At 62.7% G+C, this 13,983-nt stretch carries 19 protein-coding genes and 1 tRNA gene; 12 read left to right on the forward strand and 8 right to left on the reverse strand.

Annotated features, from left to right (window positions below):
* Positions 1-383: 383 nt before the first annotated feature.
* Positions 384-860, reverse strand: a complete 477-nt coding sequence (locus QUH67_RS15675) for an outer membrane protein assembly factor BamE (protein WP_407080461.1) — start codon at positions 858-860, stop codon at positions 384-386.
* Between the two features lie 130 nt (positions 861-990).
* On the opposite strand from QUH67_RS15675, the gene QUH67_RS15680 reads away from it, so the two are divergent.
* From QUH67_RS15680 to QUH67_RS15705, 6 genes are all read left to right on the forward strand, one after another.
* Positions 991-1,536, forward strand: coding sequence for a ubiquinol-cytochrome C chaperone family protein (locus tag QUH67_RS15680; protein WP_300947568.1), 546 nt, complete (start codon positions 991-993; stop codon positions 1,534-1,536).
* Complete coding sequence (locus tag QUH67_RS15685; RefSeq protein WP_300947569.1) at positions 1,533-2,120, forward strand: YceD family protein; 588 nt, start codon at positions 1,533-1,535, stop codon at positions 2,118-2,120. The genes QUH67_RS15680 and QUH67_RS15685 overlap by 4 nt, the downstream gene beginning before the upstream one ends.
* Before the next feature lie 301 nt (positions 2,121-2,421).
* On the forward strand, positions 2,422-3,477 hold the full coding sequence (gene plsX / locus QUH67_RS15690) for a phosphate acyltransferase PlsX (RefSeq protein WP_300947570.1): 1,056 nt from the start codon (positions 2,422-2,424) through the stop codon (positions 3,475-3,477).
* A complete protein-coding gene (locus QUH67_RS15695) occupies positions 3,474-4,451 on the forward strand; it encodes a beta-ketoacyl-ACP synthase III (RefSeq protein WP_300947571.1) in 978 nt (325 codons plus the stop codon). The genes plsX and QUH67_RS15695 overlap by 4 nt, the downstream gene beginning before the upstream one ends.
* A 131-nt stretch (positions 4,452-4,582) precedes the next feature.
* Positions 4,583-4,912, forward strand: coding sequence for an integration host factor subunit alpha (locus tag QUH67_RS15700; RefSeq protein ID WP_300948060.1), 330 nt, complete (start codon positions 4,583-4,585; stop codon positions 4,910-4,912).
* Positions 4,913-4,991: 79 nt separating this feature from the next.
* A complete protein-coding gene (locus tag QUH67_RS15705) occupies positions 4,992-5,555 on the forward strand; it encodes a MerR family transcriptional regulator (RefSeq protein ID WP_300947572.1) in 564 nt (187 codons plus the stop codon).
* A 122-nt stretch (positions 5,556-5,677) separates the two neighbouring features.
* On the opposite strand, the gene QUH67_RS15710 is transcribed toward QUH67_RS15705, so the two are convergent.
* Both QUH67_RS15710 and QUH67_RS15715 read right to left on the reverse strand, forming a co-directional pair.
* Positions 5,678-5,755 (reverse strand) — tRNA-Pro (locus QUH67_RS15710).
* Between the two features lie 445 nt (positions 5,756-6,200).
* Positions 6,201-6,722, reverse strand: a complete 522-nt coding sequence (locus QUH67_RS15715) for a hypothetical protein (RefSeq protein WP_300947573.1) — start codon at positions 6,720-6,722, stop codon at positions 6,201-6,203.
* Between QUH67_RS15715 and QUH67_RS15720 the strand changes: the two genes are divergently transcribed.
* A complete protein-coding gene (locus tag QUH67_RS15720) occupies positions 6,712-6,915 on the forward strand; it encodes a hypothetical protein (RefSeq protein ID WP_300947574.1) in 204 nt (67 codons plus the stop codon). The two genes, QUH67_RS15715 and QUH67_RS15720, sit on opposite strands and share 11 nt — an antisense overlap.
* Here the strand turns inward: QUH67_RS15720 and QUH67_RS15725 are convergent.
* A complete protein-coding gene (locus QUH67_RS15725) occupies positions 6,912-7,040 on the reverse strand; it encodes a hypothetical protein (protein WP_300947575.1) in 129 nt (42 codons plus the stop codon). The two genes, QUH67_RS15720 and QUH67_RS15725, sit on opposite strands and share 4 nt — an antisense overlap.
* Before the next feature lie 90 nt (positions 7,041-7,130).
* On the reverse strand, positions 7,131-7,451 hold the full coding sequence (locus tag QUH67_RS15730) for a c-type cytochrome (RefSeq protein WP_300947576.1): 321 nt from the start codon (positions 7,449-7,451) through the stop codon (positions 7,131-7,133).
* 209 nt (positions 7,452-7,660) lie between these two features.
* Here QUH67_RS15730 and QUH67_RS15735 point away from each other — a divergent pair, with 209 nt between their 5' ends.
* Both QUH67_RS15735 and QUH67_RS15740 read left to right on the forward strand, forming a co-directional pair.
* Entirely contained in the window at positions 7,661-8,566 is a 906-nt protein-coding gene (locus tag QUH67_RS15735) for a dihydrodipicolinate synthase family protein (RefSeq protein ID WP_300947577.1), read from the forward strand.
* A 120-nt stretch (positions 8,567-8,686) separates the two neighbouring features.
* Positions 8,687-9,655 (forward strand): SDR family oxidoreductase, encoded by a 969-nt coding sequence (locus QUH67_RS15740; RefSeq protein ID WP_300947578.1) that lies wholly within the window; start codon positions 8,687-8,689, stop codon positions 9,653-9,655.
* Between the two features lie 59 nt (positions 9,656-9,714).
* Here the strand turns inward: QUH67_RS15740 and QUH67_RS15745 are convergent, their stop codons facing one another.
* The gene (locus QUH67_RS15745) at positions 9,715-10,206 is read right to left on the reverse strand and encodes a GcrA family cell cycle regulator (RefSeq protein ID WP_300947579.1); all 492 of its coding nucleotides are present in this window, start codon (positions 10,204-10,206) and stop codon (positions 9,715-9,717) included.
* A gap of 47 nt (positions 10,207-10,253) precedes the next feature.
* Positions 10,254-10,454, reverse strand: coding sequence for a hypothetical protein (locus tag QUH67_RS15750; protein ID WP_300947580.1), 201 nt, complete (start codon positions 10,452-10,454; stop codon positions 10,254-10,256).
* Positions 10,455-10,743: 289 nt separating this feature from the next.
* On the opposite strand from QUH67_RS15750, the gene QUH67_RS15755 reads away from it, so the two are divergent.
* Positions 10,744-11,091, forward strand: coding sequence for a GrlR family regulatory protein (locus QUH67_RS15755; RefSeq protein WP_300947581.1), 348 nt, complete (start codon positions 10,744-10,746; stop codon positions 11,089-11,091).
* Between the two features lie 10 nt (positions 11,092-11,101).
* Here QUH67_RS15755 and QUH67_RS15760 read toward each other — a convergent pair whose 3' ends face one another.
* Positions 11,102-12,043, reverse strand: coding sequence for an acetamidase/formamidase family protein (locus tag QUH67_RS15760; protein ID WP_300947582.1), 942 nt, complete (start codon positions 12,041-12,043; stop codon positions 11,102-11,104).
* 153 nt (positions 12,044-12,196) lie between these two features.
* Between QUH67_RS15760 and QUH67_RS15765 the strand changes: the two genes are divergently transcribed.
* Positions 12,197-13,000, forward strand: a complete 804-nt coding sequence (locus QUH67_RS15765; protein WP_300947583.1) for a YdcF family protein — start codon at positions 12,197-12,199, stop codon at positions 12,998-13,000.
* Positions 13,001-13,077: 77 nt separating this feature from the next.
* Positions 13,078-13,863: a DUF169 domain-containing protein gene (locus tag QUH67_RS15770; RefSeq protein WP_300947584.1), complete on the forward strand. Its 786-nt coding sequence runs from the start codon at positions 13,078-13,080 to the stop codon at positions 13,861-13,863.
* Positions 13,864-13,983: the final 120 nt, after the last annotated feature.

A 13,983-nucleotide genomic window follows, 5' to 3' on the forward strand; every position in this document is an offset into this window, starting at 1 on the left:
CTCGCGTTGCACCGGGAACGATCGGCACTAAAGCTGGTTTAGTCTCGAACCCGCAATGACGTGGGACATCTACCGAGGTGCGATAAATGAAATTCGTGTTGGGCTTCTCTCTCGTGGCGGCTGCTTTCGCAGGATCGGCAACCAGCGCATCTTGCGAGGAAAAGATCCAGGCAACCCTTGCCGGCGACCGAGCGGAAGCGACCGACTGTTCGAAGCAGGTGTGGCCGAACTTTTCCCCGACCTGCCTTCGCAATGCCGATCAAGCCACGACGGTTCGCATCATTACCGCGGATCGGCGGTAATGCGGCTCAACGCCGCAATCCGGTTCCTACCGGTCGAGCGATTGTCGCACTGATCACGGTCGCCAGGCTTGGAAGGGGCGGCTAGTTGAAGCTCAACAGCTTGAACAGCGGCGTCAGGTAGCTGAGTTCCTGGCCAGAGGTCGGCGTGGTGCGGCTGATGAAGTCGAAGATCTTGCCGTCCTGCAATCCGTAATTGGCAAGCCGCTGCACTTGGCGATTCTTGTCGAAATAGATCGCGATCACGCGCTGGTCGACGACCTGCTGGTTCATGAACGCGACTTTGCGCTCCGAACGCTGCGAGATGTAATAGAATACCTCGCCGTTCAGGGTCGCCACCGTCGACGGCGTTCCCATCACGATCAGCACCTGGTCCTGGCTGGCGCCGATCGGGATCTGCTCCAGCGCGTTGGGCGGCAGGATGTAGCCCTTCTGGAACTGCTCACCGGTACACCCGGCGAGCGCCGCGCAAATCAGGGCCACGGCTGTGGCCGCTCGAAAACCGCGCCGGCGCACGGTCAAGCGGCGCGGCGAGGGCACGGGCGTGCTCGGCTGGCTCATCTCGGTCATGTCAGGAATTAGTCCGTCCTCTTGCATCGCGCGGTGCGTTGACGTACCGGGCAGCACGCTGGATTGCAACTCGCGCGGTCTCCGGGCAAAGACTCCGGAGGGCTCGCTTGCGGAACCCCCGATGCTTTGGCCGTTCAATCACTTCAGGAAACCCCGGCCGCCGTTGCGCGGCACCATCGAGGCCATCTATGGCATGATCGTGACGCAGGCGCGAGAACCGTTGTTTTATCGGGACTTGGCGGTTCCGGACACGGTTAACGGCCGTTTTGACCTGCTTCTCCTGCATCTGTGGCTGGTCCTGCGGCGCCTGAAAGCGGCGGAAGGCGGCGCGGCCCTGTCACAGGGGCTTTTCGACCATTTCTGCAACGATATGGACGATAATCTGCGCGAAATGGGCGTCAGCGACCTCAAGGTACCAAAGCGCATGCAGGCCTTCGGCGAAGCCTTCTATGGCCGGACGGCGGCCTACGACATGGCGCTGACCGAAGGCCGCGAGGCCCTGGCGCAAGCGATCAGCAAGAATATCCTCAACGGCGAGAACATCGAAAACGCCCGCCGGCTCGCGGCCTATGCCGAGGCGGCAATGGCCGCACTCGATCGAATCGACGAGGCGGCACTGGCGAGCGGTGCGGTCCGGTTCCCGGAGAGGGCAGGCGCGCAACAATGAGCAAGATTGGTACGACCGAAAAGCCCGATCCGTGGCGCGTCCCCATCGCGGTGGCGCAGATACCGGAGACCGGCCTGCACCGCGACATCGAGGCCGACCATGCCGTCCGCAACGCGGTGGCCGATGTCGGAGGCTTGCGGGAGGTATTGCTGGTGCAGGCGTCGTTCGACGTGACGCCCGAGCGCGGCGGCCGGTTCCACGTGGCCGGCCGTGTCCGGGCGCGGGTCGGGCAGACCTGCGTGGTGACGCTGGAGGAGATCGAGAGCGACATCGATGAACCGGTGGATCTGGTCTTCGCCCCGCCCGAACAGATCCCGGAGATGGCTGCGCTGGTCGACGAGGCCGAGGAGGGCGACGACGAGGCACCCGATCCGCCCGAGCCGATCGAGAATGGCACGATCGATCTCGGCCGGATCGCTACTGACGCCTTGTATCTCGCGGTCGATCCCTATCCGCGGAAGGCCGGCGCGGTGTTCGAGCCAGTGGTTGAGCCCGCCGATCCCGAGGATCACCCGTTCGCGGCGCTCAAGGCATTGAAGGCGGAGCCCAAAAAATCGGGCCCCCGGAAGCCTAAGGGCAAGTAACCGGCCGTTGCGGGGGACCGAGCGACTGCGACAGCGCTTGGGCGGTTACGATGGCTCGCTAGGATCAGTCCCTAAGGCATTGGATTATATCAATCTATTGCGTTTTCGTGATTCCGGGCCACAGCGCTCGGCTTTCGCCAAAAGGGCGTGGTCAAGAGGTTGTGTCGGGGCGGGGACACGCTATTGTCGCGGCCCGACGGGGGGCGCGGAGTTGCGTTTCGCCAGGCACCGGCTAACGGTGCCGTCCAGCGTGCGGTCAGGCTCCACCAAGGCCGCGAGAGATCAGGTTTCCGGAACGTCCATGCCGAAAAAGGTTCGAATCGCGCTTGACGCCATGGGCGGCGATGTCGGCGCATCGGTGGCCATTCCGGCGGCCGCTACCGCATTGACCCGGCATCCCGACACCGAATTCCTCTTGTACGGCGACCGCGCCTGCATCGATCCCGAACTGGCCAGGTATCCGGCGCTCAAGGCGGCCTCGCGCGTCATCCATACCGACGTCGCCATCAGCATGCACGACAAGCCGAGCCAGGCGCTGCGCCGCGGTCGCAAGACCTCGTCCATGTGGCTGGCAATCGAGGCAGTGAAGAAGGACGAGGCCGACGTTGCGGTCTCGGCCGGCAACACCGGCGCATTGATGGCGATGGCGCGGTTCTGCCTGCGCACGGTGCCTGGAATCGACCGTCCGGCGATTGCCGCGGTATTGCCGACCAAGCGGGGCGTTTCCGTGGTGCTGGATCTCGGCGCGACCATCGGAGGCGACGCGCAGCATCTGGTCGATATGGCCGTGATGGGCAGCGCGATGGCGAGCGTGCTGTTCGATCGGCCGCGGCCGACCGTCGGCCTGCTCAATATCGGCGTCGAAGAGGTCAAGGGCCACGAGGAGATTCGCGAGGCGGGCGAAATGCTGCGCGCGATGAACCTCCCGCAGCTCGAATATATCGGCTTCGTCGAGGGCGACGGCATCAGCAAAGGCGCGGCCGATGTCATCGTGTCGGAAGGCTTCAGCGGCAATATTGCACTCAAGGCTGCCGAGGGCACGGCGCGCCAGATCGTCGACGTTCTCCGCGCCGAAATATCGAAATCATGGAGCGCCAGGATCGGCTACTGGCTCGCACGTGGCGCCTTCAGGGCGCTGCGGGAAAAGCTCGACCCGAACCGGCTCAATGGCGGCGTGCTGCTCGGGCTGACCGGCATGGTGGTCAAGAGCCACGGGGGAGCGGATGCCGAAGGCTTTGCCTACGCCATAAATGTTGGTTATGAGACGGTCCGCAACGATCTCCTCACCAAGATCAATGGAATGCTCAATCGCGACGGCAGTGCACGGGCACAGACCGCGCAGGAGGTTGTCTCGTGACTGCGAAACGTTCGGTCGTGCTGGGTTGCGGCTCCTACCTGCCGCAGAAGGTGCTGACCAATGCCGAACTCGCTGCCCGGATCGACACGTCGGACGATTGGATCGTTCAGCGCACTGGAATTCGCCAGCGCCACATCGCGGCCGAAGGTGAGTTCACGTCGCATCTGGCGATGAATGCCGCGCGCGCCGCGCTGGAACATGCAGGGCTCGATGCGCAGGCAATCGACCTGATCGTGCTCGCGACCTCGACGCCGGACAACACCTTTCCGGCGACTGCGGTCGCCGTCCAGAACGGGCTCGGCATCCATCACGGCGCCGCCTTCGATCTGCAGGCGGTGTGCTCCGGCTTCGTCTTCGCGCTCGCGACCGCCGACAATTTTCTGCGCGCCGGCGCCTACAAGCGCGCGCTGGTGATCGGAGCCGAGACTTTTTCACGGATCCTCGACTGGAACGATCGCGGTACCTGCGTGCTGTTCGGCGACGGCGCCGGTGCGATCGTACTCGAGGCGCAGGAGCAGCCCGGCAAGCCTTCCGACCGCGGCGTGCTCACCACGCATCTGCGCTCGGACGGCCGGCACAAGGCCAAACTGTTCGTCGACGGCGGTCCTTCCACCACCCAGACCGTTGGCCATCTCCGGATGGAAGGCCGTGAAGTGTTCAAGCACGCGGTCGGCATGATCACCGACGTGATCGTCGATGCGTTCGAAGCGACCGGCGCAACGGCCGATTCGATCGACTGGTTCGTTCCGCATCAGGCCAACAAGCGAATCATCGATGCGTCGGCGCACAAGCTTCATATTGCGCCGCAGAAGGTGGTGTTGACCGTCGACCTGCACGGCAACACGTCGGCGGCGTCGATCCCGCTGGCGCTTGATGTGGCCGTCAAGGACGGCCGTGTGAAGAAGGGCGATCTGGTGCTGTTCGAAGCCATGGGCGGCGGCTTCACCTGGGGTTCCGCGCTCGTGCGCTGGTAGGCGTAACTTCACACATTCGAATAAAATTGTGGCGGGGTTTCATGCGTCTGCATGATGCTCGCTGTTGACCATTGCAAGCTAACCTCATAATTTCAGAGAATAAATTGTTCGCCGAGAGTGCGGGGCAGGCGATGACCGGGACCGGAAAAACAGTCACACGCGTCGATCTATGCGAGGCGGTCTACCAGAAGGTGGGCCTGTCGCGCACGGAATCGTCGGCGTTTGTCGAGCTCGTTTTGAAAGAGATTACCGATTGCCTAGAGAAGGGCGAGACGGTGAAGCTGTCATCGTTCGGTTCCTTCATGGTGCGCAAGAAGGGTCAGCGTATCGGACGCAATCCGAAGACCGGTACGGAAGTGCCGATCTCGCCGCGCCGTGTGATGGTGTTCAAGCCATCGGCCATTCTGAAGCAGCGCATCAACGGCCATGCGGTCGGAAATGGCGAAGGCAAGGCCGATTAGCGAGTTCGCGCCATAACCTTCACTTAACAAGTCGAGTACTGCGTCTTCACCAACGAGATGAGTTGAGAGGAGCTGGCATTTGGACAAGGCGCCGGATGCGTTCCGCACCATCAGCGAAGTCGCGGAAGAACTCGACATTCCCCAGCACGTGCTGCGGTTCTGGGAGACGCGGTTCGCTCAGATCAAGCCGATGAAACGAAGCGGCGGACGGCGCTATTATCGCCCCGACGACGTTGACCTGCTCAAGGGCATCCGCCGGCTGCTCTATGGCGAGGGCTACACCATCCGCGGCGTGCAGCGGATCCTGAAAGAACATGGCATCAAGTCGGTGCAGGGTCTTGCCGACCAGGCCTCCGCTGTCACGTTCGGCGCGGTCGAGGAGGCGATCGGCCTCAGCCTGCAGGAGCCCGACGAGGAGGCTGATGCGCCGACTGCCGACGCCGAGCCCGAGGACGAGGACGACGAAAACGACGAGAAGGAAATCGACTACCGTTTCGTCGACACCGACGATGACGGCATGTTGCTGCCGTTCGTCAAGGGCAAGCCCGGGCCGTCGGACGCCGACCGCGAGCGCCTGGAGCGGGTGCTGCAGGACCTGGTTGCCTGCCGCCAATTATTGGACAATGCGATCAAGGACGGCTGAGGGACGGCGGCGACGCGCTCAGCCGCTTTGGCTACGCGCCGGGCAGACCGCCTCCAACATGGGGTAGGCCCCGCCACGCCCCGGGAAGCAAATCAGAAACTTAAGGGAATCAGTAGGTTAAATGGTCGGAGCGAGAGGATTTGAACCTCCGACCCCTAGTCTCCCAGACTAGTGCGCTAACCGGGCTGCGCCACGCTCCGATGCCGTTCCATTAGCTGCGATCAGCGCCCGGCGCAAGGCGCGCGCGACCGGCTTAATGAAGCCGCAGCCGGTCTGTTCCCGTTGACCCGTTAAGGTTTGACCGGCGCTCGGGCTCGCCTTGGCGAGCAGTCGCGCCATCTTCATCCAAGGCGAGCCCCGAGATCTGTTCCAAGGCATGAGGTGCCGGTTCGCCGGCTTTGATCGACGGCGCTTCGATAAATCGATACGGCCGAGCAGGAAGGCCGGCCGCGAATTTGCAGACGGCGCCATCACGACCAGCGGAACGACCGGGCAGCAAATGAACCAGGCGACAATACGAGGTTTATCAACTGGTTGGTTATTAACGCGGGGTCGATGGGTCGTTGGTACTTGCCGCTGGTGCGCGTGCTCATGTTTCAGAGTCTTGGCGATAAAAACAGTCTGATCGGTTCCTTCATCCTTTCGTCACGCCTCTGCAAAAAATGTCGTGCATCGGACGTGCGCAGACGTTACAGATTCCATTATGGCCGCGCGGATCATGGTGACTGTCAGCGACTGAGAGCTTTGCGCTCCCGTGTTTGTGTGAGTGCGCGTCTCGAATTCCACCACGCGTTTACCCAAAGTGTAAATCGAACCACGACGCTGGAGTTTTTCAGCCGGGCGCAAAGGTGCGACGCGTATTCCAATGCGGGATGGCGTGCGTTCCGGCCCGGTGAAAGCCGTCAGCGTCACGCAAGGATCAGGCAATATGGTGGCTCTCATGCCCAGAATATTTTTCGCGGTCACGTCCGTGGGAATTGCTGTGCTGATCACCGCCTTGATCCTGACGGCACTCAGGCTGTAGGGGCGCCGGTCGGCTCGGCGAGATTTGGAACGCTCCAACGTGGTCCCCTGAAACAAATATGGCCGTCCATCGTCTTCTGAAGACAATGGATTTTTCGCCATGCCCCACGCAAACCAGCGCGTCGAACTCGAAATGAAAATCATGCGCCATCGGCAGACGGCGCGAAGGATCACCGACGAAGAGTCCCTGAAGCGCATCAAGGAACAAATCGCAGCGCCGGAGCAAAAGCTCCGGGCGACCGACGCGTCATCCGCCAATGCGGCTACACCGGCAGGTCGCCTGGTGAAGGTGGCCTGCCTGGTGCGATGGGAACTAGGGCGTTTCGCGCGCAGCTAGATGCCGAGAATCCAGACGGCAACAATAGCGCCGAGTACAAAAACGCCGCTGACGGTCCAGCCCGTGACATAGGCCGCACCATCCGCTTCCGGCCGATCGACCATGGTATCGTGCCAAGGGGTCATATAGGGGTCTCCTATAAATCGCCGCTGGTATCTAGGTCGCGGCCTCCCGCTCGAGGTTCAAGTCCCGGTCCGAAATAATTCTCCAAGCGTCTATTTCAGCGTCGCGATATAGGCCGCGATATCCGCTGACTCGGCCCGGCCGAGCGTCATGTTCGGCATTTTCGGATGGGGGTCGCGTAGGAAGAATTCGATCTTCGCGAGATCAAAGTCTGGCCGCCTGGCGATGGCGGCGAACGGCGGTGCGTCGGTGGTCGCTGCTTTCTGATCGGTCGCGACCAGATGGCAGTCCGCACACCAGCGCCTGGCGAGCGTCTCGCCCTGGTCGGGATCGGCCGCAAGGCACGACGTCGCGGCTAGGCTCGCGGTCAGGATCAAATGATACCGGCCGATCCGAAGCAGGTGATTACGCATACAGTTTGGCCTCCGATAGTCCCTATTCATCGTCCAGTGCGGCGAAGGCGCCCTTGCTCCAGATCAAGTAAATGGCCGGTGCGACGCTTCCGCCGCCCGCCGTGTCAATTCCGCAACTGGATCGCGGTGCCGACCTTGGGTAGGCTTGTTGGGTGAAGGCGGGGGATACATCCCGCTACACAGCGGATGGAAACAGCGAGGGTCACCCCATGAAAGCACGTCCGAGCGGCGTGATACCGCCGATGACGACGCCGTTCCGCAAGGATGGCGAGATCGATTTCAAGCTCGTCGCGCCCCAGGTCGACTGGCTGATCGGCGCCGGCAGCCACGGCATGGCGGCGGGCGGTTCGACCGGCGAGGGGCATACGCTCGACCACGAGGAATATCGCGACCTGGTGGCGGCCACTGTGGAAGCCGCGAAAGGGCGCGCGCCCGTGATCGCCGGCATCATCGTCGATTCCACGCGCGACGCGATCCGGCGCGGCAAACTGGTTCGCGACATGGACGTGGCTGCGCTGCAGGTGACGCCGGTGCACTATCTGTTCAAGCCGGACGACCAGGCGATGGTCGATCACTTCCGCCGCATGGCCGATGAAACCGGGATGCCGATCATCATCTACAACGTGGTGCCATGGTCCTATCTGTCGCCGGCACTGCTGACGCGGATCATGACCGAGGTGCCGCTGGTGGTCGGCGTCAAGCAGAGCGCGGGCGACCTGAAGCTGTTCGCCGATCTCATGATGATGGCGCCGGACAAGCTGATTTTCAGCGCCGTCGACGCGCTGATGTATCCGTCTTATGCACTCGGCGCCCATGGTTCGATCGCAGCGATCCTGAGCGCGGCGCCGCACGCGTCCGTCGAACTCTGGAACGCGGTCAAGGCGGGCAATCACGCGCGCGCGCTCGAACTGCACCAGAAGCTGCTGACGCTGTGGAACGCGATCGTCTCCGACAATCTGCCGGCCTGCACGCGCTACGCGCAGTCGCTGCAGGGATTGCCGCCCACGTTCTCGCGCGCGCCGATGCCGGAAGCGTCGCCCGCGCAGCAGGGGGCCATCCGGCAGGCGCTGGAAGGGCTGGGTGCGCTCGGCGGCTCGCGCGAGGCCGCCGAGTAATTCCGCGCTACGAAACCTGCCCGCGCTTTACCGGCGGTTTCCACCTGCTACTGTCCTCACGTACGGGCTCCATTGGCATGAGCTCCAACTCAGAAAAACAAAACCGAGGTAACGATCTCCATGAAGGATTTTGCCGGAAAATTCGCCGTGATCACCGGGGGCGGCACGGGCATGGGCCGCGAGCTCGCGCGCCAGCTCGTGGCCGAGGGCTGCAACGTCGCGATGTGCGACGTGTCGGTGGAGGCGATGGCCGAAACCAGGCGGCTGTGCGAGGCGGAAAAGCTGCCGCAGGGCCTGCGCGTGACGACCCATGTCGCCGACGTCTCGATCGAGGCCCATCTGCAGCGTTTTCGCGACGAGCTGATCGAGCAGCAGGCGACCGACAAGATCCATCTGCTGTTCAACAACGCCGGCATCGGCGGCGGCGGCAGCCTGTTCACCAACACGCGCGAGCAGTGGGAACGTACCTTCAACATCTGCTGGGGCGGTGTCTATCTCGGCGTCCGCACCTTCCTGCCGCTGATGATGAAGGCCGACGAGGCGCATATCGTCAACACATCGAGCGTCAACGGGTTTTGGGCCTCCGTCGGTCTCGGCGTTCCGCACACCGCCTACAGCGCCGCCAAGTTCGCGGTGAAAGGGTTTAGCGAAGCGCTGATGACGGACCTGCGGCTCAACGCCCCGCACATCAAGTGTTCGGTTGTGATGCCCGGCCATATCGGCACCTCGATTGTTTCGAATTCGCGCAAGATCCAGAGCGGATCGGAATCCGACGCGTTGACTCCGAACGAAATCCTGGCGACGCGGCAGCGCCTGCAAGGCATGGGAATCGACACCGCGCCGATGTCGGATGGCGATATCCAGAACATCGCGCTCGACCGCGCGCGCAAGTTTCGTGACGAGGCGCCGACCACGGCGGCGGCCGCGGCCAAAATCATCCTTGACGGCGTCAAGGCCGAGCGCTGGCGCATTCTGGTCGGCGATGATGCCCACAAGCTCGATGAGAGGGTGCGGCAGGCCCCGGAAAAGGCCTACACGCCGGAATTCTACCACAGCTTTTCGGAAGAGGTCGGCTGGCGGTTGGGATAGCAGGCGATCGGTTCTGATCGATTCAGAACCGATGCGCTTCTCTCTGCTGTGCAATCGCGTTATGCGAACCGGTTGCCCGATTCTCTCACGACGCGCTGGCGCGAGCCGGGACGGTAAGCGAGGCGGTGGTGGCCCGAGCAATAGGGCATGCCCTCCACCGGCGGATTGCCGCAGAAGCAGAAATCCTCGGCACCGGGCGTGCTGATCGGCCAGCGGCATCGCTCGTTGCTGAGTTCGAGCAGCGAGCAGCGGAACTCGCTGGCGATGGGATCTTCCTGGGTCGGCGGCTGCGGGTCTTCGTAGACGGCCTGCAGGATCTGGTACTGCAGGCGCGGAATGGATTTTCGGGAGCGGTCCCGCGCCGCCTTGGTGGGGCGGGGTTCCGCGCGCGCCGGCCCGCGGGTCAAATGGAGCCGGGCGAGCTTGCCGATCACGGCGTTGCGGCTGACGCCAATGCTGGCTGCGATCTCGCGGCAGGTGAGGCCGGCTTCAAAATGACTCTTCAGCAATTCGACGCGATCGGTGGTCCAGGTCGGTACGTTCGTAAGCATGTTTTCGGTTCCACATTCTGTGTGAACCGCCGCATCCCCGTTTGCCGTCAGGACGCCTTTCCATTGTCGCGGATCGCAAGCAACCCGTCCTTGATGGCGAGCCGAATGCCTTCCTCGATCAATGTTCTAGCGACGCCGGGAACGCTGGTGCCGTGGGTGCCCTGTCTCACCAGTCTTTCGAGATAGTTGATGGTCGAGAGCGCCAACGTAACGGGAATGCGGTCGGTTTCGGCTTTTTCTGTAGCCATGGGGAACGCTAACTTTTAAACGGTGTACTGAAAAGTTACTATTTAGACTCTATTTAGTTTTGCACACATGAGTCAAACGGCTTGTGGATAGCTTTCTATCCAATTGGAATCGCGGTTAAAAATGCCGTCAAGGGTCTGTGGATCAATTTGGCGGCCGTTGTCCGCGGCGCGCCGGAGGTCCCGGGCCCGGTTCGCGTCAGCGGCGAAACGATTCAGCCGCACACCCATTTCTTGATTGCCTGATACGACCGCAAATGCCGATGATGTCCGGGGACGATGGCAGGGCGTAATGACGGTCAAGAACGGGCTCTACACCATCCAGATCGAGATGACAGACGGCGGGCATGGCCGGGCCAGTGGCGTGATCGTCCTGCACGACGGCAAGATCGCCGGCGGCGATTCATATTTCTTTTACACGGGCTCGTATCGCGGCGATCACGGCAAATGGCGCGGCGAATTGATCACCACCGAGCATACGAAATCCGCAGGCGTACTGCCGTTGTTCGGCGGGCGTGAAGTGACCTGTGGCTTCACCGGCGTCTATTCGGCCGACACGGCTGATGTGAACGGCACGGCGCTGGTCGGGAAGACCAGCGTGACGTTTCATGCAAGGCTGCAACTGCGCTCGGAGTTTTGACCCAACGACTTTAGCCGTGCACCACCGACTTCGCGATCATGCAGTGAATGCCCTTGCTGCCGTTGACGGTCTGCGTCACGCGCAGATCGGCGGCAAGGCTGCATAGCGTGTAGGCATCCTCACGCGATAAATTGCGCTTTTCGCCGAGCAGCACGATCATGTCGCGCAGCGCGCGCACCGCGCATTGATCGAGATCGGGATCCATCGCCATCGTCATGTAGTGATCGACGGTTTCCGCGCGGGGATAATCGAGCCGCAGATCCTTGCGGAGCGTCAGGCGGAAGCGGCCTTGGAGGGCGGTTTCGATCGCGGTGACGCAGACTTCGCCGTCGCCCTGCACGCCGTGGCCGTCGCCACAGGAGAACAGCGCGCCGGCCGTGAACACCGGCAGATACAGTTTGGCGCCGGCGCCGAGTTCCTTGTTGTCGAGATTGCCGCCCATGGCGCGCGGGATCAGCGACGTGATGGGGCCCCAGCCGGGCGGCGGCGCCACGCCCATCACGCCGAAGAACGGCTTGAGCGGCAGGTCGAGGCCCCAGGGCAACCGGCCCACCATCCGCTCGCGGTCGAGCGGAATGTTCAGGATCCGTGTTTCGTGAAAGTCGTCGGGCAGGGTGCCCGCCAGCGGGCGGATCAGATTCCAGCCCCAATCCTGCCGGAGCTGGACATCGAGGATGTCGACTTCCAGCACGTCGCCCGGCTCGGCGCCGGCGACCGCAACCGGGCCGGTGAGAATATGCCCCTGCAGTTTCCGCTCGCATTTCGCATGAATGTCCAGGAGTTCGGGCGGGACGTGAAAGCTGGATTGGTCGGGTACGACCTCGGGCCCGCCGCTGACGGTGTCGATGGTGACCTCGTCGCCGCTGGCGATGGTCAGCACGGGCTTCAATTGCGCGTCGAAATAGCCCCAGTGGCAGGTTTCGGGGCTGGAATGCAGGTGATGAGCGGACATGCGGGGGGCTTTCTTGCCGGAGAAGGTACTGCTCAGTCTGTCACTGCAAGACTCGGTCCAGCAATCCATCTTTTCCGAAGGGGCCTTTGCGAAGAGGATGGATACGCGGGGCAAGCCCGCGTAAGACGGCTTTACCAATTCGCGAGGCCTGCTTTGTTTTTTGTTCTGTCCAAGACGCTCGGCTATTTGCTGTTGCCGACGAATTTCCTGATCGCGATCGGGGTCGTCGGCGCCGTTCTGATGGCGACGCGCTTTGCGTCGCTCGGTCGCAAGCTGGTGATTGCGTCCGTGCTGCTTTTGGTGATCTGCGGGCTGTCGCCGCTCGGAAAGGCGTTGCTCTACCCGCTGGAACAGCGTTTTCCGCAATGGGACGTGAGCCGCGGCGCGCCTGACGGTATTATCATTCTCGGGGCATCGATCGAACCCGATCTCTCCGTGGCGCATGGCACGCCGGTGGTGCGGGGTGCGCCCGATCGCATCATTGCCGCCGCAGCGCTGGCCAGGCGCTACCCGAACGCGCGCGTGGTCTTTTCCGGCGGCAGCGCCAATCTGATTTCGAACGATGCAAAGGAAGCCGATTTCGCCGGCGCCATCTTCGAAAGCCTCGGTGTCGACAAATCGCGGCTGATCATGGAACGGCAATCGCGCAACACGCAGGAGAACGCCGAATTTTCCAAGGCGCTGGTTGCGCCGAAGGCAGGCGAGCGCTGGGTTCTGGTCACCTCGGCCTTTCATATGCCGCGCTCGGTCGGCCTGTTTCGAAAGGCGGGATTTGCGGTCGAGCCCTATCCCGTCGATTGGCGCGTCGGCGGACGCGACGATATGATGACGCTCTCGCATGTCACCGTCGAGGGACTGGCGCGGACCGACCTTGCGATCCGCGAATGGATGGGCCTCATCGCCTACCGCCTGACCGGAAAGATCGATGAATTGCTGCCGGGGCCGGCGGCGAAGTAAGAGGTCGCAACGCCCATCGGGCCGGGTTACAATTGGCTAAGGCGCTTGTCCAATGCGCTGTTTTGGGAGTTGACGACATGCAACAACAGACACCGTCGGAAACGTTCGATCTGGCCGGCATGGTGGCCGACCTCAACAGCCTGCTTCGCCTGAAAACGACGGTGATCGGCATCAAGATGTTCGCCCGCGTCGAGGAGATGACGGCGATCCCGAAAATCCGGCGGCCCTCGGCGGTGCATACCACCGACCAGATCGTCAGCATGGCCTCGCGGCTCGGCTGGACCGTCGGCATCACGGGTGACGATTTGGTGGGCGCGCAATGCCGCGCCGTGATCGGGCTGGCGCCGCAGGATGAAAAGTTTCTCGCCGGCGAAAACTATGTCGGGGTCTGGCACGGCACCGCGGAAGATGCCCGCAAGCGCCAGGAGGCGCTGGATGTCGTGCCGTTCGGCCGCTATCAGGCGATGGCGGTGAGCCCGCTCACCAGCGGCCGGCTCGACCCGCCGGACATCTGCCTCGTCTACGCCACGCCCGGCCAGATGATCATCCTGATCAACGGCCTGCAATATACCGGCTACAAGAAGTTCGAATGGGGTGTCGTTGGCGAAACCGCCTGCGCGGATTCCTGGGGAAGGGCGCTCAAGACCGGCGAGCCGTCGCTCTCGCTGCCGTGCTTTGCCGAGCGGCGCTATGGCGGCGTGCCTGACGAGGAGATGCTGATGGCGCTCAAGCCGGAGCATCTCGCCAAGGCGATCGTCGGCATGAAGCAGCTTGCCAAGAACGGTTTGCGCTATCCGATCGCGCCCTATGGCATCCAGGCCGACGTGCGCGCCGGCATGGGTGTTTCGTACGCCAAGAAATAAGTTCAAAACGGATTGCGTCGTCATTGCGAGGAGCGTAGCGACGAAGCAATCCATTCTTCCTTCTTTTCCGCGGCGAGATGGATTGCTTTGCGGAGCCTGTCACCCGGCGGCACTTCGCGC

It is taken from the genome of Bradyrhizobium roseum (assembly GCF_030413175.1).
Taxonomy (GTDB): Bacteria; Pseudomonadota; Alphaproteobacteria; order Rhizobiales; family Xanthobacteraceae; genus Bradyrhizobium; species Bradyrhizobium roseum.

What these genes read in the sequence shown, in the direction of transcription:
- QUH67_RS15750 (WP_300947580.1), bottom strand. Translation starts at nt 10,454, where the DNA reads ATGGCTACAGAAAAAGCCGAAACCGACCGCATTCCCGTTACGTTGGCG.
- QUH67_RS15675 (WP_407080461.1), bottom strand. Translation starts at nt 860, where the DNA reads ATGAGCCAGCCGAGCACGCCCGTGCCCTCGCCGCGCCGCTTGACCGTG.
- plsX (WP_300947570.1), top strand. Translation starts at nt 2,422, where the DNA reads ATGCCGAAAAAGGTTCGAATCGCGCTTGACGCCATGGGCGGCGATGTC.
- QUH67_RS15755 (WP_300947581.1), top strand. Translation starts at nt 10,744, where the DNA reads ATGACGGTCAAGAACGGGCTCTACACCATCCAGATCGAGATGACAGAC.
- QUH67_RS15725 (WP_300947575.1), bottom strand. Translation starts at nt 7,040, where the DNA reads ATGACCCCTTGGCACGATACCATGGTCGATCGGCCGGAAGCGGATGGT.
- QUH67_RS15730 (WP_300947576.1), bottom strand. Translation starts at nt 7,451, where the DNA reads ATGCGTAATCACCTGCTTCGGATCGGCCGGTATCATTTGATCCTGACC.
- QUH67_RS15735 (WP_300947577.1), top strand. Translation starts at nt 7,661, where the DNA reads ATGAAAGCACGTCCGAGCGGCGTGATACCGCCGATGACGACGCCGTTC.
- QUH67_RS15680 (WP_300947568.1), top strand. Translation starts at nt 991, where the DNA reads ATGCTTTGGCCGTTCAATCACTTCAGGAAACCCCGGCCGCCGTTGCGC.
- QUH67_RS15715 (WP_300947573.1), bottom strand. Translation starts at nt 6,722, where the DNA reads ATGATTTTCATTTCGAGTTCGACGCGCTGGTTTGCGTGGGGCATGGCG.
- QUH67_RS15720 (WP_300947574.1), top strand. Translation starts at nt 6,712, where the DNA reads ATGAAAATCATGCGCCATCGGCAGACGGCGCGAAGGATCACCGACGAA.
- QUH67_RS15700 (WP_300948060.1), top strand. Translation starts at nt 4,583, where the DNA reads ATGACCGGGACCGGAAAAACAGTCACACGCGTCGATCTATGCGAGGCG.
- QUH67_RS15745 (WP_300947579.1), bottom strand. Translation starts at nt 10,206, where the DNA reads ATGCTTACGAACGTACCGACCTGGACCACCGATCGCGTCGAATTGCTG.
- QUH67_RS15770 (WP_300947584.1), top strand. Translation starts at nt 13,078, where the DNA reads ATGCAACAACAGACACCGTCGGAAACGTTCGATCTGGCCGGCATGGTG.
- QUH67_RS15685 (WP_300947569.1), top strand. Translation starts at nt 1,533, where the DNA reads ATGAGCAAGATTGGTACGACCGAAAAGCCCGATCCGTGGCGCGTCCCC.
- QUH67_RS15760 (WP_300947582.1), bottom strand. Translation starts at nt 12,043, where the DNA reads ATGTCCGCTCATCACCTGCATTCCAGCCCCGAAACCTGCCACTGGGGC.
- QUH67_RS15740 (WP_300947578.1), top strand. Translation starts at nt 8,687, where the DNA reads ATGAAGGATTTTGCCGGAAAATTCGCCGTGATCACCGGGGGCGGCACG.